We start from the raw sequence: 21754 nt of genomic DNA, 5'->3' as shown, positions 1-21754 counted from the left end.
CTACTTTCTTTTACAACTTTCCTGTTCATATCCCAACTCGTTTAAAACTCTTTTAACTATTTTTTTACCAACCACATCTTCACTCATTTCACAGATGGCATTTTCTAGTTTGGACCAATTTACAAATTCTACTTCTGAAGATTTTGTTATCTTGCCACCATCATATTTAGCCATAAAAGTAAGCATAATTATCTCTTTATTACTTACATATTGACTTCCTAAATACTTAAGATCTTTTACCTTAAGTCCAGATTCTTCAAGTACCTCTCTATGAACAGTTTCCTCTACAGTCTCACCATTGGTTACATATCCAGATAGCAATACCTTTGAATTTTTATATATATAGCTTTGTTTAAGCAATAAAATATCGTCACCTTTTATTACCGCCACAATAATACAAGGTTTGGGCGTATCAAAAAAGAATATATCATCTTTAGGACAATATGGTACTCCTCCTTCATCCCAACTGTATCTTTCTTCTAATTTTCCTCCACATATAGGACAATAATTAAATTTCATAAATTATACCGCTTTAATAAAGCAGATTACACCCCCTTATATTAATTTTTCAATAATCTATTTTTACATGGTTTATACTTCTGATTTTCTAAATATAGTATTTGATTATATTATAAGTTTATATGTAATATTTTTCAAACATAAAGTTTATATTCTATATAAATTCTAAAGTTTAATCTGTATTTCTCTGTCTAATTCAATAAAACTTTCTCCTACATTACAATTATATGCACTTACACATACACCTTCTCTTTGAGCATATCTAAGTGCTTGCCCAAATTCTTCATCCATTTCATCATAGGGTGTAAAATATTTAACATCCTGCATTTGAATTAAAAATAAAATACCAGCTTTCCTTCCAGATTTCTTTACTTCTATAAGTTCCATTAAGTGTTTTTTACCTCTTTCTGTAGGAGCATCCGGAAAACTAGTTACTTCATCATGTTCAAGTGTAACCCCTTTTACTTCAAGATAATATTCTTGATTTTTAAAATTTGAAAGTTTAAAATCGAATCTGCTGTTTCCAAAAGTTTTCTCTGTTTCAATTTTATTATATTCTTTTAAATAATTTATCTTTCCTTTACTTAAAGCTTCATATACAACTTTATTAGGTATCTGAGAATCTATATTTATAAGTTTGTCATTCTTATAAGCCGCTATTAAATCATATTGAGTCTTTCGTCTAGGATTATTTTCCTCCCTTAATAATACTTGAACATTTGGAATTAAAATCTCGCTGCATCTTCCTGTATTTGGAACATGGACTAGAATTTTCTGTCCATTTATATCCACATATGCTTCAAATCTGTTAGGCCTTCTTATAAACACAGCTTTTATTATTTTTTTATCAAAAATCATTTTATCATCCCCATAATATTCTTTAAGAATATTATTATTTACATATTCTTAATATTAAAAATCTATTTTTTAAAAAAATAACTTGAATATTACAAGGAAAACAACTCCTGGTATTCCAAAAAAACCTGCAATAAAAGAAGTAATAGCATTTATTCCTATATGTAGTCCAAAATATTGACCTACAAAATTTACTATTATTAATAGAACAGCTCCTAAAATGGCGTTTCCGATTAATTTAATAAGTATTTTTATAGGCCAGGAGAATACCTTGACTAATATATATAATCCCAAGATAGCAATTAAAAAATATCCTATATACTCGAACATATACTCATCTCCTAGTATCAATATCGTAAATCTAAATAATCCCTCTATATTAATTTATATTCTATCAATAAAAAACTATTAATACAAAATGAGTATGTTAACTTTTTTTTAAGAATACCTTTTAATCGGTCCAAAATTTTCAAACATATTTTCAACTTTAATTTTAATTCCGTTCTTTTTAGCTTCACTTAACAAATACATATATTTTGACTTCGCTGCTTCTTCCATGTGTATGGCATAATCTATAAGATGTGAATCTTTTACAGTATTAAAATAAATTCCGCATCTTTCTATTTCCTGCCTTGCATCTTCTATATCTCTTAATAATTTTTTCTGCTGTTTTGTATACTTAGAATTTCTCATAAGTAAAATTCTCACTATACTTTTCTTATTCATAAAATTCCTCCTAATTATAGTCCTTACATAGATTTTTGACACAAATTAGGAAAAATATACAAAAAAGGTTATAGCTCCGTTCTACCTTCCAATGCCTTTGAAAGAGTTACTTCATCCGTATATTCCAAATCTCCTCCCACTGGTATTCCATGAGCTATTCTTGTTACCTTTACACCAAGAGGTTTTAATATTTTAGAGATATACATTGCCGTAGCCTCACCTTCAACATTAGGATTGGTTGCAACTATAACTTCATTTATATCTCCATTCATTCTCTTTATAAGTTCTCTAAGTTTTATGTCTTCAGGGCCTCTTCCAGCCATAGGCGAAATATTCCCATGAAGTACATGATAGACACCATTATACTCCCTTATCTTTTCCATTGCCATTATATCTTTGGGTTGTTCAACTACACAAATCGTACTTTTGTCCCTATTGGGATTTGAACATATGGCACAAGGATCTGAATCAGTAAAATTTCCACACACCGAACAGTATCTTATAGTACCTCTTGCCTTAATAAGAGCTTCTGCAAATTCCCTGACTTCATCACCAGGTAAATTCAACGTATAAAGTGTAAGTCTCTGTGCAGTTTTATAACCTATGCCAGGAAGCTTCGCAAATTCCTCTATCAACTTTTCTATAGCAACTGGATAAAAATCCATTTATATCACCTCAATTTAAAACCCCATCTTAATAAGACGGGGTTAATTTTAAAACATTCCTGGAATATTAAGTCCACCTGTTAATTTTTTCATATCCTCTGCAGATTTTTCATCTGCATTTTTCAATGCTTGATTACATGCAGTAAGAATAAGATCTTCTAACATTTCAATATCTTCTGGGTCAACTACTTCAGGCTTTATCTTTATACTTTTTATTTCCTTTTTACCAGTTACGGTTGCAGTTACTGCACCACCACCAACTGTAGCTGAAAATTCCTTGTTTGTCAGCTCTTCCTGCATATCCTGCATTTGCTTTTGCATCTTTTGAGCCTGTTTCATTAAGTTATTCATATTTCCCCCTCCACCAAAGTTAGGGATTCCGCCTCTTGCCATACAATTTCCTCCTCAATTAACTATTGTTGATTATAATTATATCATATTTTTTAAGTATTTTTATAGTTTATCATTCATCAAGTATTTCTACCATATCTTCTCCAAAAGTATCTTTTAATATTTGTTCTTTGGACTCTGAAATTTCATCTTCCCCAGTATCTATTATATAATTAACACCAACTCTTTCCTTTAATACATCTGAAAATATTGATTCAACTATTTTTTGATTTTCAGGTTTTTCAAGTCTCTGCTTATGAAATGCATAATTCTTATTATAGGCTATAGTGATAATACCATTTTTGCAATTTTCAACTTCCCCTGTAGTAAGTGCTGCAAATAGGACCATTTGATGTTTGCTTTTAAAAGATTCTAGTATATCTTTCCAGTTTTTCTTTACTATATCAAGCGTCATATTTGAATAAGTATTTTCTTGTACTATTTCTTGAACTTTTATATTGTCTTTTTTTTGTATTGTCTTTTTAGTATCATGATTTATATTATTCAACTCTTTAGTTTTAGGATTGTCAATTTGTTTGGTTATTTTAATCTTACCTTGCTTTATACTTTCTTCAAGTTTATTTAATCGTGACAATATAATTTCCTTTGACGTATCATACTCTACTTTGCACATTTTTATAACTGAAAGTTCAAGATATATTCTACTCTGTTTAGTCCATTTAGACTGTTCTTCTGCATCTTGAAGTATTCTTATATGCCTCATTATTTCCTCTACTCTTATACGCTGAGATTGTTCCTTTATGAGCTTTATATTTTCATCTGACATATCCAAAACTTCTTCAGGATTCTGAGATACCTTTACCATTAAAAGATTTCTAAAATGAATTATCATATCTCTTACAAAATTATAGATATCCTTTCCACTTAAAACTATATCATCAATTACTTTCATGGAATTTTCTATATCTTTTTCTATTATACTATCTGTAAGTTTCAATAAATTTTCATTTGTAACTAAACCAAGCATATCAATTACATTTTTATATTCGACTTTTCCATCTCCCATGGATATTGCCTGATCCAGTATACTAAGAGCATCTCTCATAGCCCCATCACACATTCTGGATATTAAATTAATACTTTTATCATCTGAAAATACACCCTTATTATCTACGATATATCTAAGTCTTTTAAATATATCTATACTCTTTATTCTTCTGAAATCAAACTTTTGACATCTCGATAATATAGTAGAAGGTAATTTTTGAGGATCTGTAGTTGCAAGTATGAATATGACATTTTTAGGTGGCTCTTCAAGTGTTTTCAAGAATGCATTGACTGCTTCCTGAGTCAGCATGTGAACCTCATCCATTATATATACCTTATATTTTCCTTCTTGAGGTGGGTATTTGACATTTTCTATTACATCTTTTATGTCTTCCAGTCGCCTCTTTGATGCTGCATCCATTTCAATGACATCAATGGCAGTACCAGAATTTATTTTCCTGCACATTTCGCATTCATTACAAGGTTCACCATCTTTTAAATCCATACAATTTACAGCTTTTGCTAAAATTTTTGCAGTGGATGTTTTTCCCGTTCCCCTGGTACCTGAAAATAAATATGCATGTGCTATCCTATTATTGAGTATTTGATTTTTTAACGTTACAGTTATATGTTCCTGACCAACTACATCTTTAAATGTTTTAGGTCTCCATTCTCTATAAAGTGCCTTATAAGCCATAATATCACCTTCTTTTATATATTATAACCTATATAATTCAAAGAGTTAATATAGGCTTTTAAATATAACAAAAAAGACACCCTAAGGCATCTTAAAATCTTTATCATTAAAGTCGTGCACCTTGCCTCGTCTAATAAACTATAAGCGTTACCCATATAGTTAACTCAAACTAGGTTTTTCCACGGCACACGAAAAGTATCACTTACCGCTGCTTCCTTCCGGACCTGACGGAGTTCATGAGTTTCCGTTGCGTGGGACCCGGCTATCAACGTCACTTGTATGGGCCAGACCCAACAGCTTACAGCCTAAGCAAGGAATTCAATCCTGCTATAGCGGATTGCAGGTACAGGGCACCGCTAACTCCCCATCTAGCACGACAAAGTTAAAATGGCGGAGAGAGGGGGATTCGAACCCCCGGTAGAGTTTCCCCTACACACGCTTTCCAGGCGTGCTCCTTAAACCACTCGGACATCTCTCCAAGGCATTTACTCATGAAATAATATATTTAATTTATCTATACACATAACACGAACAATCAATATTATACTAGAGACATAGTAATATTTCAAGAGTTTATAAAAAATTTTTTTAAAAATTACTTCCATTCCATCCCCAATGTTCCACTTCTTCATATTTTATATATATTTGCGAAGGTTTTATATTTAACTCCTGACTAAAGATATTGGTAATTTCCTTTGTCAAACTATTGTATTCCTTATTGTCTGCTTTTCCAAATATTTTTACTTCAATGAAGGCAATTGATTCCTCATTATTTCCTTTAAAATAAAGATTTGCATTATCCTGAAAAGAAAGCATAAGCCATTTTTCGGATTTTCCTGGAATAAGTTCGATAGCCTTTCCAAGTTTTTGCTTTATGTTTTTTTCTTTATCCTTGGTAATTTCCACATTAACCTTTGTCTGAATATATGGCATAATTATCTCCTCCAACATTAAATTTAATATATTTAATCATCAAAACCTATCTAGAACTTTATTCTTAGCTTTAGTAATCAAGGCAACATGAAGTGAAAAAAGTATTCCTACTATAAGGAAACATGAAATCATACCTATTACACCTGGCCACCCATATTTAGACCAGAAAGTACCTCCTGTAGTACCTCCTATACTTGAACCTACATAATAAAAAAATAGATAAAGTGATGATGCCTGTGCCTTATCGTGATTTGCAATTTTTCCTATCCAACTGCTCACAATTGAATGACTTCCAAAAAATCCAAACGTAAATATACAAATTCCGATTATTTTTAGGGCTAAGTTTACATTTAATGTAATAATTGCTCCTACAGCCATAACTAAAACTATAATCCAAAGTACTTTAGAGTGTCCCCTTCTATCTGCTAATTTACCTGACCAAGTAGAACTAAAGGTACCTATAATATAAATTATAAATATAAAACTAACTAAAGTTGGACTAAGCAAATACGGTGGTGCAATTAACTGATATCCTATAAAATTATACAACGAAACAAAACTTCCCATAATTAAGAACCCAATAACGTATAGACAAAGTAATCTAGGATTTTTAAGATGGTTCAACATTGATTTTAATAACTTTCCTATTTCCATCTTACGTGCAACAAAATGCTGTGATTTTGGAAGCTTGTTCCAAAATAAAACACTTGCCGCTGCACTAAGTATACCTATTGCGCATAATGCAACTCTCCATCCAAAAAAATCAGTAAGAGTTCCTATAATAATACGCCCACTCATTCCACCTATGGAATTTCCACTAATATATAATCCCATAGCTACACCCAGACTTTTCGGATCAATTTCTTCTCCTATATAGGCCATTGCAACTGCTGGTAATCCCGCTAACACAAGACCTTGAAGTATTCTGAAAATTAAAAGATAATGAAATCCAGGCACAAATGCAGTTAATATTACAAGTATAGATGCTGACATAAGTGAAAAACTCATAACTTTCTTTCTTCCAAAAACTTCAGATAAAGATCCAAAAACAAGCATACTAAATGCTAGAGCAATAGTAGTACATGAAAGAGATAAACTTGCAACTGTAGGTGAAATATGAAATTCTTTAGATAAATTAGGCATTATGGGCTGAGTACTATATAAAATCGCAAATGTATCAAATCCTCCTGCAAATAATGCCATATTAACATTACGGAATTCTTTTGTACCTTTCTTTATGTAATTCATAAAACCACTCCGAACTTGACTTTCTAAATTTCACTCATAAATCATATTTTATAACTTTCCATCATGAATAACAAGCATTGATACCTTGCTTATTTAAACAATAAAAAGGTAAGAGCTATCAACCATTAAGCTGATAGCTCCAATACTGGCGGAGACGGTGGGATTCGAACCCACGTGCCCTTGCGGACAACTTGATTTCGAGTCAAGCTCGTTACGACCACTTCGATACGTCTCCAAGATTCACATTAATATTATACAGAATCAAATTAAATAAATCAAACTAATTATTTAATTTGATCTTTTTAGTTTGAAAAATTCTTCTAAAATATTACTGCATATATCGTTATAAAGCCATTTTACATTCACAAAACTATTTAAATTTGGATTCTGAATTAAATTTAAAACAGAACCGCATGCACCACAAGACATATTAAATGTTCCTATATAAAGACTACTTATCCTGCTCTGAATTATAGCTCCTGCACACATGGGACATGGCTCAAGAGTAACATACATGCTACATCCTGAAAGTCTCCAATTGTCAATCATCTTTGAAGCCTGTCTTATTGCCAGCATCTCAGCGTGGCAGGTAACATCTTTTTTACTCTCTTTCAAATTATGTGCTCTTGCCAATATTTTATTATCTTTTACAATTACTACTCCTACAGGAACTTCATTTAACTCTAATGCACAATTTGCCTCTTTTATAGCTTCCTGCATAAAATCCATTTTTATCTCCATATTGTAATATAATTTAACTATATGTATTGAAACTTATAAGGTTTTCATTTAAAATTAGATTACAAGATAAATTTTATTTCTATATAAAAATTCCTGCAAATATATTTACAGGAATTAAAATACTTAATGTCATACTTCTTAAAATACTATTTATGGTGTACTCGAGAGGAGTCGAACCTCCGGCCCGTGGTTTAGGAAACCACTGCTCTATCCTACTGAGCTACGAGTACACATTGCTTTACCTTAATATTTTATTACAGATTATTAGTATTGTCAATTTTTTTATTCCATTAACATATACATAATTTATACATGCATAATAATATAATTAGGTATTGTGTAAAATCATAACTAATTGGACAAAATTAAAATATAACTAAATAAAAATTTTAGGAGGTATATACTATGATTAGTGAATTAAAAAAACTATTTCTAGCAAGTATTGGATCAGCTGCCTACACCTACGAAAAGGCTTCAAAATTAATTGACGAGATGGTTCAAAAGGGTAAAATCACAGTAGATGAAGGTAAGCAATTAACTGAAGAGTTAAAGAGAAATGTAATAAACAAAAAAAATCAAATGAAACCTTTGACTAAGGATGAGCTTATTTCTACATTAAATAATTCAAATTTTGCTTCAAAAGAAGATATATCATCTATAAATGAGAGACTAACTAAACTAGAAGAAAAGATAAAGAATAACTAAAGTCATTTTAGACTTTAGTTATTCTATTATAAAATGCCAAAGAATTCATCCACACGCTTTAGAGAAATTATAAAAGTACTAGGTAAATATGGTTTTAAATTTATACGAAACAGAGGAAAACACTCCCCTGAAAATTTAAGAAAGGCTTTTGAAGAATTAGGTCCTACTTTTATTAAAATAGGACAGATTCTAAGTTCAAGACCAGATATATTACCTGTACAATACGTTAAAGAACTCTCAAAACTCCAAGATGATGTACCACCTGAAAAATTTGATGATATAAATAAAGTATTTTTTAGTGATTTTAACAAAAATATAGAAGACTGTTTTTTACATTTTGAGAAAACACCTTTTGCATCTGCATCTGTTGCTCAAGTTTACAGTGCTACTTTAAAAGATGGAAGAGATGTAGTTGTAAAAATTCAAAGACCATATATTAAACAAAAAATGGATACTGATATATCCATACTATATAAAATAGTAAAGCTTGCAAAAAATAAATTTAAAAATTCAATAGTTGATCCAGAGGAAGCATTGGATGAATTAAAATTCTCTACAACCCAGGAACTTGATTTTAATTTAGAAGCAAAAAATATGATAAAATTTAAATTTCTAAATAGAAATGTAGCTTTTTGCCATGTACCTTATATAATAAAAGAATTATCCAAAAACAAAGTAATAACTATGGAAAAAATTCACGGTTTCAAAATAAATGATTTAAAAAAATTAAGATTATACAATTATGACTTAGACGACTTAGGAAAAAAACTTGCAATATCCTTTTTTAAACAAGTTTTTACAGATGGTTTTTTTCATGCAGATCCTCATCCAGGAAATTTACTTATACAAAAAAATAAAATATGCTTTATAGATTTCGGTATGATGGGAAATATATCATCTTCATTAAAATTATCATTAAATGAAATAATCATTTCCATAGTTTATAAAGATTTGGATAAGCTTATATCAGTAATTATGTCTATAGGCATTAAGAAAGGTCTTGTGGACAAAAATCAATTATATGAAGATGTAGATAACTTGCTTTCAAACTATCTTGAAGCATCTTTAGAAAATATAAAAATTTCTGTTTTAATAGGAGAAATTTTTAATTGTGCCAAAAACAATAATATAACATTACCTAAAGATTTTATTCTTCTAGTAAAAAGTTTAATTATAGTAGAAGGTCTAGTGACAGAAATATCGCCTCAAATTCAAATTTTGGATATTGCTGTTCCATTTGTAAAAAACAGTAGCAAAACTTATCTGCTAGATAGTATAAATTTAGATGATATTTTAATGAACTCCTACAACTTTACAAAAAATTCAATAAAGTTACCTACAAAATTTATTGAATTAATTGATGGAATGCTGAATGGAAGAGCTAAAATTCAGTTGAAATTCAATAAAATTGAGAATTCTATAAAACAATTAAATAAAATGACAAATAGACTTTCTATAGCCTTAATATCATGTTCCATGCTAATAAGTTCTTCACTAATTTTAAATTCAAATATAGGACCTAAAATTTATAATATATCACTATTAGGATGTATAGGAATGTTTATCTCATTATTTATAAGTTTAATACTTATAATATCAATAATCAAATTTGATAAAATTTGATACTAAAATGCTGATAAAATATTATCAGCATTTTCTAATACTTATATTTTAATTTGTATTCCACTTAAAATATATTCTATAATATTATCAATCATATGATTATAATTTTTTTTATCTTTATTTACGTTTTCATTATCCTGATTTATTAGTTCATATACAGCAGCTGAACATATAGAACCAAATAAAGCATATGCCATATAATAAGTATTATCTTTTTTTATGCTTCCTTCATCTATAGAATCTTCCAAATACTTCTGTATGTACATAATATATTTATTTATAGACTCTCTTAATTCTAATTGTCTACTTTCTTGACCCCAAAGCTGACTCATTATTACCTTAAAAAAATCTTTTTTTTCATATACCAATCCTAATTGTATTTTACATAATACTTTCAATTTGGATAATGCATCTTGTTTAGTATTTGCCATATCTTCTATTTCTTTTTTTATAATATTCATTCCTTGTGATATTATATATTTAAATATTTCTTCTTTACTTCTAAAATGATAATATAATGTTCCTTTCGCAACTCCAGTATCAGCTGCTATTGCATCCATGGTAGCACCATCATATCCATACTTTGAAAAAATCTTTATAGCAGATTCAAAAATAGCCATTTTAGTATTATTCATATATATCACCCCAGGTTTTTAATATATATCATATTAATTTATAATAATTATGTCATATATAATTTTAGTATAAATAATACTTAAAATCTACTACTATAAATAAATTGACCATGATCAATATCAAAATTATAATAAATATACATGAAAATATATATTAAGGAGCTAATTAAGATGATCAAATACTATAACAGAAAATCGAAAAAATATGAAATAGAACATATTGCAGGAGATAAATACTTAAAATGGATTTATTCTTCACCTATAGGAATGAAATTTTTAGAATTAATAGTGAAAAAAAAAGTTTTCTCTAAATTATATGGATGTTTTTGTAATACTAGTTTAAGCAAGAAAAAAATATATACCTTTATTAAAGATTTTAATATTAATATGGAAGAATCAATAGATAATATATATGATTTTAAAAGTTTTAATGATTTCTTCACAAGAAAACTAAAAAAGTCTGCAAGACCAACTGATAAAAACAGCAATATATTAATTTCACCTGGAGATGGAAGAGTTCTAGCTTATTCAAATATAGATTTAAATAAACTTATTCAAGTAAAAGGATATACATACAATCTATATGATTTAATTGAAAATAAAAGCATTGCAGAAAAATTTAAATCTGGAAATTTGATTATACTTAGATTAGCTCCCATAGATTATCATAGATTTCATTTTATAGACAATGGAACTTGTAGTATTTCACATAGAATTAAAGGAGATTATTATTCAGTAAATCCAATATCATTAAAAAAAATTCCAAAAGTATTTTGTAAAAATGAAAGACAATGGAGCACACTTAATTCTGAAAATTTTGGAGATATCCTCTATATAGAAGTAGGTGCAACATGTGTAGGATCTATAGTTCAAACATATACTCCTAAACATAAGGTATATAAAGGACATGAAAAAGGATATTTTAAATTTGGAGGTTCTACTATAATATTATTCTTTGAAAAAGATAAGATCACAATTGACAAAGATATAATTGATCAGACAAGGATAGGCTATGAAACAAAAGTCATAATGGGAGAAAAAATAGGTGCTAAATACAAACTTTAATATTAAAATATTTAAAATAGATTAATATTATTCTTAAAAATAAGCATAATAAAAATATATTAAGTATTTTAATTTAAAGGAGAGATATAAATGAAAAAGAAATTTTCGCTAATTATAACAGCGTTATTAGTTACTCTAAATTTAGTTGGTTGTGGAACTAATCAAAATGCTAACAAAGTGAAAGATAAAGTACAAAATGCACCTCAGCAAGCAAAAAATGATGTACTAACAATACCAAAGAACTTAAATGCTGATATGGGTACTGGAACTTTTTACATATCTACTGCATCTGGTACATCTAAAAATGGAGCTGCACCTATTGTCAATAAAAAAAATAATGATACAGTTGAACGTATTCAATTAAATACAACTGATTTTAGTGCTAAAAACTCAAGTTATATATTTGTAGATGGCATTTTAAATACTAAACAACAGCTATCAAATAGTAAATCCAATATAGATATTAAAGATAGTGCCCTTAAACAAGGTAAACATAGAATTGACATTGTGCAATTTAATAATAATAAGACAACTGATAAAGTTCTTACACATAAATCAGCTTATTATGAAGTTAAATCATAATTATATATGTATGCAGTAGAGGATATATTTTCAAATATTCTCTACTGTACTTTTTAATAACTACCTAATTTTTTTTCTTCAATCTTGTTTAATAATTTATTATATTTTGTAGTTAACGTAAGAAATTCTTTTCTATTTCCTAGCATTAATGAAACTTCTATACTGTTTCTTAAATTTCTTATTTTATTAACCATATATTCTTCATAAGATAACCATTCATATATTTTCATATCATCGTTATTCATTTTTACTTCTAATTTCTTATAGTGTAAGAAAAAGCTAATCAAATCGGCTGGCTCTTTATAAATACTAATACTGATTCCATACTGAACTTTTTTTATAATGAATAGATCAGAATTTTTATGTTCCTGTTCTACCCAAACTTTAGTACCATTCTTGAGTTCTTTAATATCATCAAAGTTATATTTTTCTCCCTTCATAAAACCACACCCCTTTTATTTTTGAAATCCTTTTCACACAAAATAATAAAAATCTTTATATAGATACTATATGTATATAAAAATTATCTACCACTAAATTTTAATATTCTTAAATAGATAATTCTACAAATATTTAAAAAATCCTCTAAAATAAAAGAAGAGATAAAATTAATATCTCTTCTTTCTAACTAAATTATCAATTCACTTGCATATGGTAGTGTTTCTATCCAATTGCAAAATTTTCTCCATTCAGGCAATCTGTGGTTCTTTCTTTGACTATATACACCTTTTAAACATCTATAATTAGTTGTTAACCTTGCCGTTAATTCAAATCCTGATGGATTAGAATATAGTAACTTTAAATAATCTTCCATATCCTGAGTTTTATTATATTGGTCCTTAAGTTCATTCATAATAGAAATAATCCTTTTATCTACATATTCATTATATTGTTGTGATAAATCAAATTTGGATATTCTATGCATAGTAGATTGACTGCTAACAAAAGTAATAAACCTATATCTCTCTAATTCGATCCATGCCTTATTTGAAAAAGTTAAATCAAACGCTACTCTTATACCTGATAAAAATTGATCATGTGCCTCTCCTTTAGGAGATTTGGCTAATCTTTTAACTGTATCTGTAACATCAAAATTACATTTATCAGTACTTATTGCCATAGGGTACTTACTTGCTTTTATACTTTCTTCTAAATCATATACCTTTACATTTTCTATTTTCAATTAGTATACCTCCAATTTTAAACTAGCCCTTATATAAAAATAAAATAAAAAGCTCTCACATACAAGTGAAAGCCTCGCTATTGGTGCGCCAGAGAGGATTCGAACCCCCGGCACGCTGGTTCGTAGCCAACTGCTCTATCCAACTGAGCTACTAGCGCATAATAAATTTTAAAGTATTTAATAAATACCCTATTTAATATTATATTATATCTAAATTGTGTAGTCAAATAAATTAGATAACTTTAGTTTAAATTTCATATAAAAAGATCATTATATTGTTTTATATAATGATCTTCAATAAAATTGGCGGAGAAAGAGGGATTTGAACCCTCGCGCCGGTTACCCGACCTACGCCCTTAGCAGGGGCGCCTCTTCGGCCACTTGAGTATTTCTCCATGCCCTACAAATTATAATTTAAAATTAAAAAATGGCGGAAAGAAAGGGATTCGAACCCTTGGTACGGTCACCCGTACGCCGGTTTTCAAGACCGGTGCCTTAAACCAACTCGACCATCTTTCCAAGACCGCTAACAGATATTATTGTATCATCATCAATTATAAAAGTCAATATTTTTCTATATAATAATAAAAAAAGTTTAAAAAGCAATTCTGCATTTTAAACTTTTAATATATCTAACTTATTGTTTCCCTATTACCCATATAAGGTCTAAGTACTTCTGGTATTTCAACAGTTCCATCTTCTCTTTGATAATTTTCAAGTATGGCAGCTACAGTTCTTCCTATGGCAACACCGGATCCATTCAAAGTATGAATATATTTTGGTTTATCTTTTGGAGTTTCTTTATATTTTATATTCGCACGTCTTGCCTGGAAATCCTCAAAATTACTACAGCTTGATATTTCCACATATCTATTATAACTTGGCATCCAAACTTCTATATCATATTTAAGAGCTGCAGTAAAACCTAAGTCACCTTTACATATTCTAACTACTCTATATGGCAACTTCAATCCTCTTAAAACATCTTCTGCATCTCTTGTAAGTTTTTCTAGTTCATCATAAGATTGCTCTGGTTTAACAAATTTAACAAGCTCAACCTTGTTAAACTGATGTTGTCTTACAAGACCTCTGGTATCTCTTCCTGCAGACCCTGCCTCTGATCTAAAACATGCACTATATGCAGCGTACTTTATAGGCAAATCTTCTCCTTTTAAAGTCTCATTTCTATAAAAATTAGTTACTGGTACTTCAGCAGTAGGTATCAAAAAAAAGTCATTGTTTGAAATCCTAAAAGCATCTTCTTCAAACTTTGGAAGCTGACCTGTTCCTGTCATACTATCCCTATTAACCATGTAAGGCGGCATCATCTCTGTATATCCATGCTTTTCAGTATGAACATCCAAAAAATAACTTATAATAGATCTTTCAAGTCTAGATCCCAAACCTTTATAAAAAGTAAATCTCGAACCAGATACTTTACCAGCTCTTTCAAAATCCAATATATTTAAATCTGTACCTATGTCCCAATGAGCTTTTGGTTCAAAATCAAATTTAGTAGGATCAGACCATCTTCTTATCTCTACATTATCTGCATCACTTTTACCATCTGGAACTTGTGAATTGGGAATATTAGGTATTCTAAGCATTATGTATTGAATCTTATCATCAATACTTGAAAGTTTAACATCATATTCCTTTATCTCACTAGATAACTTTTTCATTTCAGCCAATACTTCATCGGCACTTTCCCCCGACTTTTTCATTTTAGCTATTTTAGATGAAGATTCATTTCTATTTTTCTTTAACTCCTCAACTTTAACTAAAATATTTCTTCTTTCTTCATCTAAATCTAAAACCTCATCTATACTGGATAAGTCAAAATCTTCTCCTCTATTTGATAGAAGTTTTTTAATTTCTTCTGGATTATTTCTTATTTTCTTTAAATCTAACATATATAGACCTCCTTAGTTTTATGCCACAAAAAAAGAGTTTATCTCCCTGTAAAGGGACGAAAAACTCCGCGTTGCCACCCTAATTAACCAACTAGAATTGGTTCTCTTAAAAATATAACGGTTATACCGAACTAATTTAATAGCTACTTCAGAGTTGGATTCATAATAAAACAATATCGATTTTCACCAAAACATCGATTCTCTTAAAATTGCTATATTACTACTAAACTCATCATAAGTTACTTTTAATTTTTGCTTTCATTATATATTAAACATATTTTTATGTCAACCAAAAATTATTCATTAAGCCTATCTATAGTCTTGGTAGCAATTATATCAACCTTTGTATTAAGTATATTAGTACAAATTGCATCACCTATAAATATAGGTGCTCTTACATGCAACCTGCTTAGTGCTTTTGAGCACTCTATCCATAATTTTTTATCTATTGGTTTACTGCTTTTTACAGGAATAACATTGCAATTAGCTCCTTCTATTCTTACAATGCTAGTAAATATATCATATCTATTATATTTTATCCAATTTTTTGATTTTTTATCAATAATATTATTCATAGATAATTCTTATTCCTCCAGTATTAAATCTCATCAAATTCCTTTATTCTACCTAGTATTATTTTCGAATTTTTAGAATTTTTAACTATATCACTCATATTCTTATTTGTCTCTCTAGATAAAATAGATGCTACTTTATAAAGACACTGAGCTCCTCTACAATTTCCAAAAGTAGCTCCAGTTCTTCTTTTTATGCCTTCTATAGTACGTGCACCGAGTGGTCTTCTTATAGCATCTATAATTTCACCTTCAGTTACCTTTTCACAGTAACATACTATTTTTCCATATTTTTTATTTAATTTTATTATCTCTTTTCTTTTATCATTTGTCATATCCTTAAATCTGTAAAATTCTCTTCTTTTATCTATAAAATCTTTTTTTGGTATACATTTTAAATTATTTACTATAGTTTCACATACAATTTTTGAAATAGCAGGTGTCATAGTAATTTGACCTCTATGCTTTTCTATTACTTTTATATATCCTTTATCAATCAAGCTATCATCTATAATATTATCATCATTATAATATCTAGACTCATAAAAAATATTTATATTATTTTCATCTATTTCGCCAATATATTTTTTTATTATTTTAAGTCCCTCTTCATAACTTATCTTACTATTTGTAGTTATTTCAACCATCAGTCCATTATTATCAGTTGGGATTATATATATTCTACCATTATTTTTTTCTAATGCAGATATTACACTGTTATTATTATATCTATTGCCTATATTTTCTATGAGAAAATAATTTATATATCCTTTTTTAATACTTGCCATATTTATATTATCAATACTGTAATCCTCTTTAGGAGTAGTATTTAGAACTACACTGCAAGTAAATTTATTTTTATTAGTAACGACTTTAAAACCTTTAGACATAGATTGTATATCTAAAACCTCTTCTTCCAACTTAAAATTCACCCCATTGTCAAATGCAATTTCACCATAGGAAATTGCTAAATCATAAGGTGATATAATACCAATATTTTTAGAATATATGGATTTTCTAACTTTAGTATTAAGATTTGGTTCAATTTTCAAAGTCTCTTTTTCATTTAAAAGATATATATTTTTAATTCCTCTATCCAATGCTCTATTATATAGTTTATTAAGTTTTTCTTCACTGCTTTCATTATCTGAAAGTATAAGGTAACCTTTCTTACTAAAATTTATATTAAACTTAGAAGAAATATTTCTTATAATACTATTTCCCATGGACTCCAATCGTGACAATAAAGTTGTTTCACACTCAACACCATCATAAACTACTGAAGAATTTATAAGTGCAACATCATTTGCTATATCATATTCTTTCTCGATTAAGGCTATATTCAAACTATATTTTGAAAGCTCATATGCAACTGCACAGCCTACTATGCCACCACCTAATATAAGTACATCATAATCCATACTTTACCTTCCTTTTATTTTTATTCCTGTAACACTTATATTATATTACCTTTTTACCATTAGAGTATATACTCTATTCATAATTTGTAAAAATTTAAAAACTGCCGAAAATTATCAGCAGTTTTCACTTTTAGATTATTTATTAAGTTTATCTATATTTTCTCCAAGCTGCTTTATATAATCACCATATTTTGACCAATCACCATTTTTTTGTGCATCTATAGCTTTGTTATATAAATCTTTTATATTCTGTAGCATTTTAGATTTACTATCATCTAAATCATTACTATTTTTTTGATTAGAATCTGGTTGAGAATTATCATTTTGATTATAGTTAAATAGTTCTTGCATTGCAGTATCTATATTTTGAGACAATATCATTTTATCTCCATAGGATACTATTACCCTCTTCATTTCAGGAATACTATCCTTGCCACTAGCTCGCAGATAAACTGGTTCAATATAAAGAAGTGAATTGTCTATTGGAAGTATTATTGTATCTCCATATTGAACTTTTGATCCATCTTTATTCCACAGTGATAACTCCTGAGATATATTTGGATCTTGGTTTAATCTTTGCTTAAATAAATATGGACTATATACTGTTTTCTCAGGTGGAAATTTATATAATACCATTTTTCCATAATTATTTCCATCCATTCTTGCTCCAAATAGGCCAGACATATTATCTTTATTTTTCATATTCAAATATTGAATCAACATCATTTCTTCCTTTTTCTCACCAGGAAGTTTCATTACCACATAAGGAGATTCCATAGAACTTTTATCTCCGTTAACCTGCTTTTGATTTTTAGCAACTTCCCAAACATCTTCACCATTGTAGAAAACACCAGGGTCAGTAATATGATATTTTCCAATAACATTGCTCTGAATTGTAAATAGGTCCTCTGGATATTTAAAATGTTGTCTAATATCTGGAGAAAGAGTGTCTAAATTTTTAAATAGCCCAGGAAATATTTTTGAATAACTTTTTGCTATTGGATCATTTTTATCAACTATATAAAAATTTGTATCTCCATTTAATGCATTTACTACTACCTTAAATGAATTTCTTATATAATTCACACCATTACTTTGAGGTTGTGAATAAGGATATTTATCTGATACAGTATATCCATCCAATATCCAATATAACTGACCTCCACTTATAACTACATATGGATCTGAATCATAATTGAGAAATGGGGCTATTTTTTTTACCCTATCTTTTATATTTCTATTTATTAATATTTTACTGCTGCTATCTATATCTCTTGACAATATAAAATTAGCATTTTTCTGATATAGTGAAAATAATATCTTATTAAAAAAATTCATGTTTATTCCTGAATTTTCTTTGTATTTATTAGTAGCATTATCGCTTCCTTTAGGATAATCAAATTCATTTAATTTAGTATTTACAATAGCATAGTCATTAGTACTCTCACCAAAATATATTCTTGGATTATCTATCTTTATATTAGTTGAATTTTGAGGAGGCATATCTTTTATTACAAAGTTAGGCTGACCATCAGATGTTACAGAGTTAACTTTATTCATAACTAATCCGTAACCATGAGTATAAATAAGATGTCTGTTTTGCCAAGTATCAGGATCTATAGAATCACTATTTATCTCTCTTGCTCCTAAAAAAACTTGAGTTAATCTTCCATTTATGTTATATCTGTCTATGTCAGCATCATTAAAATTATAGTAATATCTTATAATCTGAACTTGATTATAAAATTCAAGTGTTGGCTCATATGAGTTCACTCTTATATTATTAATAGTATCCATATTACTTTTAACATCATTTATTGTTAAATTATCTTTAACTTCAAATGGTTTTACATCTATATTTTGAATATTAAATGCCTTTCTTGTGTAATCAATGTTATTTTTTATATATGGCTGTTCCAATGTCTTCTGATTTGATTTAACTACAAAATTTTGTACAATAATAACTGCAATATTATTTGTAATAATTAAACATGCAATTACTACTATTGATATTATAATAGGCTTCATTTTTGATTTAATTATACTCATAAATATAACAACTGCTGCAACTACAGATACAACACAAATAATTCTATATAAGAAAAAACTTACATGAACATCTGTATATCCCGCGCCAAAAGTTACTCCTCTATTGCTATATACAAGATTCACAGATTTAAGGAAAAATCCAAATGAAATACATAACATTATAAGTGCTGATAAAATAGCTAATTGTCTTCCTGCAAATCGTGTGATTCCACTTTTAAAGTTTATCTTATTAAACTGGTTTCTAAAACCTTTTGTTGAAACAAAATTATCCTTTAAGTTTAATATGATGTATACAATAAATGTTAGAATGGTTAGAAATACAACTAAACTCAAAATAACATTGTATATAGATTGTATAAGTGGAAGTTTAAATACATAAAAAGATATGTCTAAATGTAATATTGGATCTTTTATGTTAAATGAAACAGAGTTATTAAATTGTAAGATTCTATACCAATATATAGTTGAAAATCCATATGATATTAAAAATGACACTATAATAGCTAAAAAAATTGCCATTTTCTTGTGGAAACTTTCTTTTTTACTATCTACTTCAATAACTTTCCTATACTTCATAACACTCAATCTAATACTTTTATAATAAAACCATATGCATAAAAAACATATTATAAAAGTTGGTACCATAAGTTTTATAACAGCTATAATTTTAGTAAAATAAACAGATGAATAGCCTATTTCTTTAAACCACTCAACATTAACTGCAAAGTTTACTATTCTGTTTAAAAACAGAAAAATTATTGCTAAAATTATGATAATAACACTTAAACCTAGAGTGCCCTTTCTCTTCATTTATATTCACCTCTTTTAATTTGGATTAAATAATTTAATCCCCTAATTTTAGTTATATATTAAATAATTTTGATTTTTTAGTTCCTGCTTTATATTTTCTATTATAGAAGTATTCTCAGCTGAAACAGTATGTAAATGTACTCCATCAGTCAATACAGAAAGAAGTTCAGATTTAGTCTGTTTAACTTTTAAAATAAAATTCTCTATATCGTATAAAGATTTAAGCATAAGCATTCCTTTAATTTCACCATATATGGGATGCTCTATTATAACATCTTCAACAATTCCACCAAATTTGACTATAATTTTAAGCTCGTTTTCCATATCTTCTGGTTTATGAGAAACTGCTATAACATTCCTAACTACATTCTTTTCAACTTTAGGAATTAGATATCCTTCTGGAGTTGCCATTATATTTTTACCTGCCGCCCTTAAAATAGCTATATCTTTAACTATTATCTGTCTTGTCACCCCAAGATTTTCCGCCAAAATATGTCCTTTTTGGGGTTTATCACTATTTTTCAATATATTCTCTATATTTATTCTTCTTTCCTGTGAATTCATAAATACCTCCATTGAATTATAGCTTTCTATATAATTATATCATAAAAACTAATATTTAATGTATACATTTACCATTTAAGCTATGGTATTAATTATAATCTAAATTTAGTTTTTATTATCACATTCTTTAAGTATATTAAGTTCTTTATTATCACATACTTTACTATTATCATGATTAGCAACTAAATAAATCACCTTTTTATTAGTACTTATTTGATTTAACAATTTACTTCCCAATTTTGCATGATTGTAATACACATTAACTTTTGAAAAATTACACATATTTTTCATATTTCCTTTTGTTATTTTATCTAATAAAACCAATATAGATTTATCAATAATATTCATTCTCTTATAAATCTTACCTATATCGTGTAAAAGAGCTGCCTTTAAAAGAACTGTTGGATTTATATTTTCAATACTGCATATATTATTTACATCATATGCTACCCTTATTGAATGCTTTTGTTCTGAAATTGATAATTTATAGAATAATTTTAATTCACTTTCATTTAATATATACTTTACAAATTTCCTATCATCTTTATCTATTTTTGAAAACAAACTCCAATAAAACTGTTTTATTCTATAAAGTTTCATTTAAGCACCTCTTAAAATATAATTTTACATATATCAAAAAAGCAATTAACTTTAAAAAGTTAATTGCTTTTTGGTGGAGATAAAGAGATTCGAACTCTTGACCCTCTGCGTGCAAGGCAGATGCTCTCCCAACTGAGCTATACCCCCATATGGTGGACCTTCAGGGACTCGAACCCCGGACCAACCGGTTATGAGCCGGTTGCTCTAACCAACTGAGCTAAAGATCCAAATTACCTGGCAACTACCTACC

The 21754-nt window shown here is 28.2% G+C and carries 23 protein-coding genes, 8 tRNA genes, 1 other RNA gene and 1 other annotated feature; of the genes, 4 read left to right on the top strand and 28 right to left on the bottom strand.

Annotated features, from left to right (window positions below; genetic code table 11):
- The 14 genes from KM800_RS13190 to KM800_RS13125 form a co-directional block, all read right to left on the bottom strand.
- Window positions 1–519, bottom strand: a complete 519-nt coding sequence (locus KM800_RS13190; RefSeq protein WP_217813503.1) for an NAD(+) diphosphatase — start codon at window positions 517–519, stop codon at window positions 1–3.
- A gap of 165 nt (window positions 520–684) precedes the next feature.
- A complete protein-coding gene (gene sfsA / locus KM800_RS13185; RefSeq protein ID WP_217813502.1) occupies window positions 685–1377 on the bottom strand; it encodes a DNA/RNA nuclease SfsA in 693 nt (230 codons plus the stop codon).
- A 69-nt stretch (window positions 1378–1446) separates the two neighbouring features.
- The gene (locus tag KM800_RS13180) at window positions 1447–1704 is read right to left on the bottom strand and encodes a pro-sigmaK processing inhibitor BofA family protein (protein WP_217813501.1); all 258 of its coding nucleotides are present in this window, start codon (window positions 1702–1704) and stop codon (window positions 1447–1449) included.
- 108 nt (window positions 1705–1812) lie between these two features.
- The gene (locus KM800_RS13175) at window positions 1813–2100 is read right to left on the bottom strand and encodes a DUF2508 family protein (RefSeq protein ID WP_217813500.1); all 288 of its coding nucleotides are present in this window, start codon (window positions 2098–2100) and stop codon (window positions 1813–1815) included.
- Window positions 2101–2168: 68 nt separating this feature from the next.
- Complete coding sequence (gene recR / locus KM800_RS13170) at window positions 2169–2765, bottom strand: recombination mediator RecR (RefSeq protein ID WP_217813499.1); 597 nt, start codon at window positions 2763–2765, stop codon at window positions 2169–2171.
- A 48-nt stretch (window positions 2766–2813) separates the two neighbouring features.
- Complete coding sequence (locus tag KM800_RS13165) at window positions 2814–3158, bottom strand: YbaB/EbfC family nucleoid-associated protein (RefSeq protein ID WP_217813498.1); 345 nt, start codon at window positions 3156–3158, stop codon at window positions 2814–2816.
- A 70-nt stretch (window positions 3159–3228) separates the two neighbouring features.
- Window positions 3229–4860 (bottom strand): DNA polymerase III subunit gamma/tau, encoded by a 1632-nt coding sequence (gene dnaX, locus KM800_RS13160; RefSeq protein WP_217813497.1) that lies wholly within the window; start codon window positions 4858–4860, stop codon window positions 3229–3231.
- Window positions 4861–4972: 112 nt separating this feature from the next.
- Window positions 4973–5237: signal recognition particle sRNA large type (ffs, locus tag KM800_RS13155), an RNA gene on the bottom strand.
- An 11-nt stretch (window positions 5238–5248) separates the two neighbouring features.
- Window positions 5249–5338 (bottom strand) — tRNA-Ser (locus tag KM800_RS13150).
- A gap of 110 nt (window positions 5339–5448) precedes the next feature.
- Window positions 5449–5793: a phenylpyruvate tautomerase MIF-related protein gene (locus KM800_RS13145; protein WP_217813496.1), complete on the bottom strand. Its 345-nt coding sequence runs from the start codon at window positions 5791–5793 to the stop codon at window positions 5449–5451.
- 39 nt (window positions 5794–5832) lie between these two features.
- Window positions 5833–7041, bottom strand: coding sequence for an MFS transporter (locus KM800_RS13140; RefSeq protein ID WP_217813495.1), 1209 nt, complete (start codon window positions 7039–7041; stop codon window positions 5833–5835).
- 146 nt (window positions 7042–7187) lie between these two features.
- A tRNA-Ser gene (locus KM800_RS13135) sits at window positions 7188–7276 on the bottom strand.
- Window positions 7277–7329: 53 nt separating this feature from the next.
- Window positions 7330–7770 carry a nucleoside deaminase gene (locus KM800_RS13130; RefSeq protein ID WP_217813494.1) on the bottom strand — a complete coding sequence of 147 codons (441 nt, stop codon included), beginning with the start codon at window positions 7768–7770 and terminating at the stop codon, window positions 7330–7332.
- 165 nt (window positions 7771–7935) lie between these two features.
- Window positions 7936–8012, bottom strand: a tRNA-Arg gene (locus KM800_RS13125).
- A 175-nt stretch (window positions 8013–8187) separates the two neighbouring features.
- Between KM800_RS13125 and KM800_RS13120 the strand changes: the two genes are divergently transcribed.
- A complete protein-coding gene (locus KM800_RS13120; protein ID WP_217813493.1) occupies window positions 8188–8487 on the top strand; it encodes a phasin family protein in 300 nt (99 codons plus the stop codon).
- Between the two features lie 33 nt (window positions 8488–8520).
- Window positions 8521–10110: an ABC1 kinase family protein gene (locus KM800_RS13115; protein ID WP_217813492.1), complete on the top strand. Its 1590-nt coding sequence runs from the start codon at window positions 8521–8523 to the stop codon at window positions 10108–10110.
- A gap of 41 nt (window positions 10111–10151) precedes the next feature.
- Here KM800_RS13115 and KM800_RS13110 read toward each other — a convergent pair whose 3' ends face one another.
- Window positions 10152–10745 (bottom strand): TetR/AcrR family transcriptional regulator, encoded by a 594-nt coding sequence (locus KM800_RS13110; RefSeq protein WP_217813491.1) that lies wholly within the window; start codon window positions 10743–10745, stop codon window positions 10152–10154.
- 171 nt (window positions 10746–10916) lie between these two features.
- Between KM800_RS13110 and KM800_RS13105 the strand changes: the two genes are divergently transcribed.
- Together KM800_RS13105 and KM800_RS13100 are read left to right on the top strand one after the other, a co-directional pair.
- Window positions 10917–11810: a phosphatidylserine decarboxylase gene (locus tag KM800_RS13105; RefSeq protein ID WP_217813490.1), complete on the top strand. Its 894-nt coding sequence runs from the start codon at window positions 10917–10919 to the stop codon at window positions 11808–11810.
- A gap of 90 nt (window positions 11811–11900) precedes the next feature.
- Window positions 11901–12392 carry a hypothetical protein gene (locus KM800_RS13100; protein ID WP_217813489.1) on the top strand — a complete coding sequence of 164 codons (492 nt, stop codon included), beginning with the start codon at window positions 11901–11903 and terminating at the stop codon, window positions 12390–12392.
- A gap of 53 nt (window positions 12393–12445) precedes the next feature.
- Here KM800_RS13100 and KM800_RS13095 read toward each other — a convergent pair whose 3' ends face one another.
- From KM800_RS13095 to KM800_RS13035, 13 genes are all read right to left on the bottom strand, one after another.
- Window positions 12446–12832, bottom strand: a complete 387-nt coding sequence (locus KM800_RS13095) for a hypothetical protein (protein WP_217813488.1) — start codon at window positions 12830–12832, stop codon at window positions 12446–12448.
- Between the two features lie 188 nt (window positions 12833–13020).
- Window positions 13021–13575: a hypothetical protein gene (locus KM800_RS13090; RefSeq protein WP_217813487.1), complete on the bottom strand. Its 555-nt coding sequence runs from the start codon at window positions 13573–13575 to the stop codon at window positions 13021–13023.
- A gap of 81 nt (window positions 13576–13656) precedes the next feature.
- A tRNA-Arg gene (locus KM800_RS13085) sits at window positions 13657–13733 on the bottom strand.
- 146 nt (window positions 13734–13879) lie between these two features.
- Window positions 13880–13970 (bottom strand) — tRNA-Ser (locus tag KM800_RS13080).
- 33 nt (window positions 13971–14003) lie between these two features.
- Window positions 14004–14094: transfer RNA gene (locus tag KM800_RS13075), tRNA-Ser, on the bottom strand.
- A 113-nt stretch (window positions 14095–14207) separates the two neighbouring features.
- Window positions 14208–15488 (bottom strand): serine--tRNA ligase, encoded by a 1281-nt coding sequence (gene serS, locus KM800_RS13070; protein WP_217813486.1) that lies wholly within the window; start codon window positions 15486–15488, stop codon window positions 14208–14210.
- A 49-nt stretch (window positions 15489–15537) separates the two neighbouring features.
- Window positions 15538–15733 (bottom strand) — a binding site (T-box leader).
- 51 nt (window positions 15734–15784) lie between these two features.
- Window positions 15785–16063 (bottom strand): DUF1667 domain-containing protein, encoded by a 279-nt coding sequence (locus KM800_RS13065; protein ID WP_217813485.1) that lies wholly within the window; start codon window positions 16061–16063, stop codon window positions 15785–15787.
- Window positions 16064–16086: 23 nt separating this feature from the next.
- Window positions 16087–17481 carry an NAD(P)/FAD-dependent oxidoreductase gene (locus KM800_RS13060; protein ID WP_217813484.1) on the bottom strand — a complete coding sequence of 465 codons (1395 nt, stop codon included), beginning with the start codon at window positions 17479–17481 and terminating at the stop codon, window positions 16087–16089.
- A gap of 135 nt (window positions 17482–17616) precedes the next feature.
- Complete coding sequence (locus tag KM800_RS13055; protein ID WP_217813483.1) at window positions 17617–20340, bottom strand: UPF0182 family protein; 2724 nt, start codon at window positions 20338–20340, stop codon at window positions 17617–17619.
- A 48-nt stretch (window positions 20341–20388) separates the two neighbouring features.
- Window positions 20389–20904: a transcription repressor NadR gene (locus tag KM800_RS13050; RefSeq protein WP_217813482.1), complete on the bottom strand. Its 516-nt coding sequence runs from the start codon at window positions 20902–20904 to the stop codon at window positions 20389–20391.
- A gap of 105 nt (window positions 20905–21009) precedes the next feature.
- The gene (locus KM800_RS13045; protein WP_217813481.1) at window positions 21010–21504 is read right to left on the bottom strand and encodes an HD domain-containing protein; all 495 of its coding nucleotides are present in this window, start codon (window positions 21502–21504) and stop codon (window positions 21010–21012) included.
- 71 nt (window positions 21505–21575) lie between these two features.
- Window positions 21576–21651 (bottom strand) — tRNA-Ala (locus KM800_RS13040).
- A gap of 3 nt (window positions 21652–21654) precedes the next feature.
- Window positions 21655–21731 (bottom strand) — tRNA-Ile (locus tag KM800_RS13035).
- Between the last annotated feature and the right edge of the window lie 23 nt (window positions 21732–21754).

Source organism: Clostridium tyrobutyricum, from assembly GCF_019144085.1.
Lineage (GTDB): Bacteria > Bacillota > Clostridia > Clostridiales > Clostridiaceae > Clostridium_B > Clostridium_B tyrobutyricum_A.
This window is presented reverse-complemented; position numbering and strand designations above follow the sequence as displayed.

Excerpts from the sequence above, each read along its gene's own strand:
- KM800_RS13140 (WP_217813495.1), bottom strand. The coding sequence starts at position 7,041 with ATGAATTACATAAAGAAAGGTACAAAAGAATTCCGTAATGTTAATATG.
- KM800_RS13175 (WP_217813500.1), bottom strand. The coding sequence starts at position 2,100 with ATGAATAAGAAAAGTATAGTGAGAATTTTACTTATGAGAAATTCTAAG.
- KM800_RS13165 (WP_217813498.1), bottom strand. The coding sequence starts at position 3,158 with ATGGCAAGAGGCGGAATCCCTAACTTTGGTGGAGGGGGAAATATGAAT.
- KM800_RS13115 (WP_217813492.1), top strand. The coding sequence starts at position 8,521 with ATGCCAAAGAATTCATCCACACGCTTTAGAGAAATTATAAAAGTACTA.
- KM800_RS13055 (WP_217813483.1), bottom strand. The coding sequence starts at position 20,340 with ATGAAGAGAAAGGGCACTCTAGGTTTAAGTGTTATTATCATAATTTTA.
- KM800_RS13105 (WP_217813490.1), top strand. The coding sequence starts at position 10,917 with ATGATCAAATACTATAACAGAAAATCGAAAAAATATGAAATAGAACAT.
- KM800_RS13060 (WP_217813484.1), bottom strand. The coding sequence starts at position 17,481 with ATGGATTATGATGTACTTATATTAGGTGGTGGCATAGTAGGCTGTGCA.
- KM800_RS13045 (WP_217813481.1), bottom strand. The coding sequence starts at position 21,504 with ATGAAACTTTATAGAATAAAACAGTTTTATTGGAGTTTGTTTTCAAAA.
- KM800_RS13130 (WP_217813494.1), bottom strand. The coding sequence starts at position 7,770 with ATGGATTTTATGCAGGAAGCTATAAAAGAGGCAAATTGTGCATTAGAG.
- KM800_RS13065 (WP_217813485.1), bottom strand. The coding sequence starts at position 16,063 with ATGAATAATATTATTGATAAAAAATCAAAAAATTGGATAAAATATAAT.
- KM800_RS13120 (WP_217813493.1), top strand. The coding sequence starts at position 8,188 with ATGATTAGTGAATTAAAAAAACTATTTCTAGCAAGTATTGGATCAGCT.
- KM800_RS13180 (WP_217813501.1), bottom strand. The coding sequence starts at position 1,704 with ATGTTCGAGTATATAGGATATTTTTTAATTGCTATCTTGGGATTATAT.
- KM800_RS13100 (WP_217813489.1), top strand. The coding sequence starts at position 11,901 with ATGAAAAAGAAATTTTCGCTAATTATAACAGCGTTATTAGTTACTCTA.
- KM800_RS13190 (WP_217813503.1), bottom strand. The coding sequence starts at position 519 with ATGAAATTTAATTATTGTCCTATATGTGGAGGAAAATTAGAAGAAAGA.
- KM800_RS13050 (WP_217813482.1), bottom strand. The coding sequence starts at position 20,904 with ATGAATTCACAGGAAAGAAGAATAAATATAGAGAATATATTGAAAAAT.
- KM800_RS13145 (WP_217813496.1), bottom strand. The coding sequence starts at position 5,793 with ATGCCATATATTCAGACAAAGGTTAATGTGGAAATTACCAAGGATAAA.
- sfsA (WP_217813502.1), bottom strand. The coding sequence starts at position 1,377 with ATGATTTTTGATAAAAAAATAATAAAAGCTGTGTTTATAAGAAGGCCT.
- dnaX (WP_217813497.1), bottom strand. The coding sequence starts at position 4,860 with ATGGCTTATAAGGCACTTTATAGAGAATGGAGACCTAAAACATTTAAA.
- KM800_RS13110 (WP_217813491.1), bottom strand. The coding sequence starts at position 10,745 with ATGAATAATACTAAAATGGCTATTTTTGAATCTGCTATAAAGATTTTT.
- KM800_RS13095 (WP_217813488.1), bottom strand. The coding sequence starts at position 12,832 with ATGAAGGGAGAAAAATATAACTTTGATGATATTAAAGAACTCAAGAAT.
- serS (WP_217813486.1), bottom strand. The coding sequence starts at position 15,488 with ATGTTAGATTTAAAGAAAATAAGAAATAATCCAGAAGAAATTAAAAAA.
- recR (WP_217813499.1), bottom strand. The coding sequence starts at position 2,765 with ATGGATTTTTATCCAGTTGCTATAGAAAAGTTGATAGAGGAATTTGCG.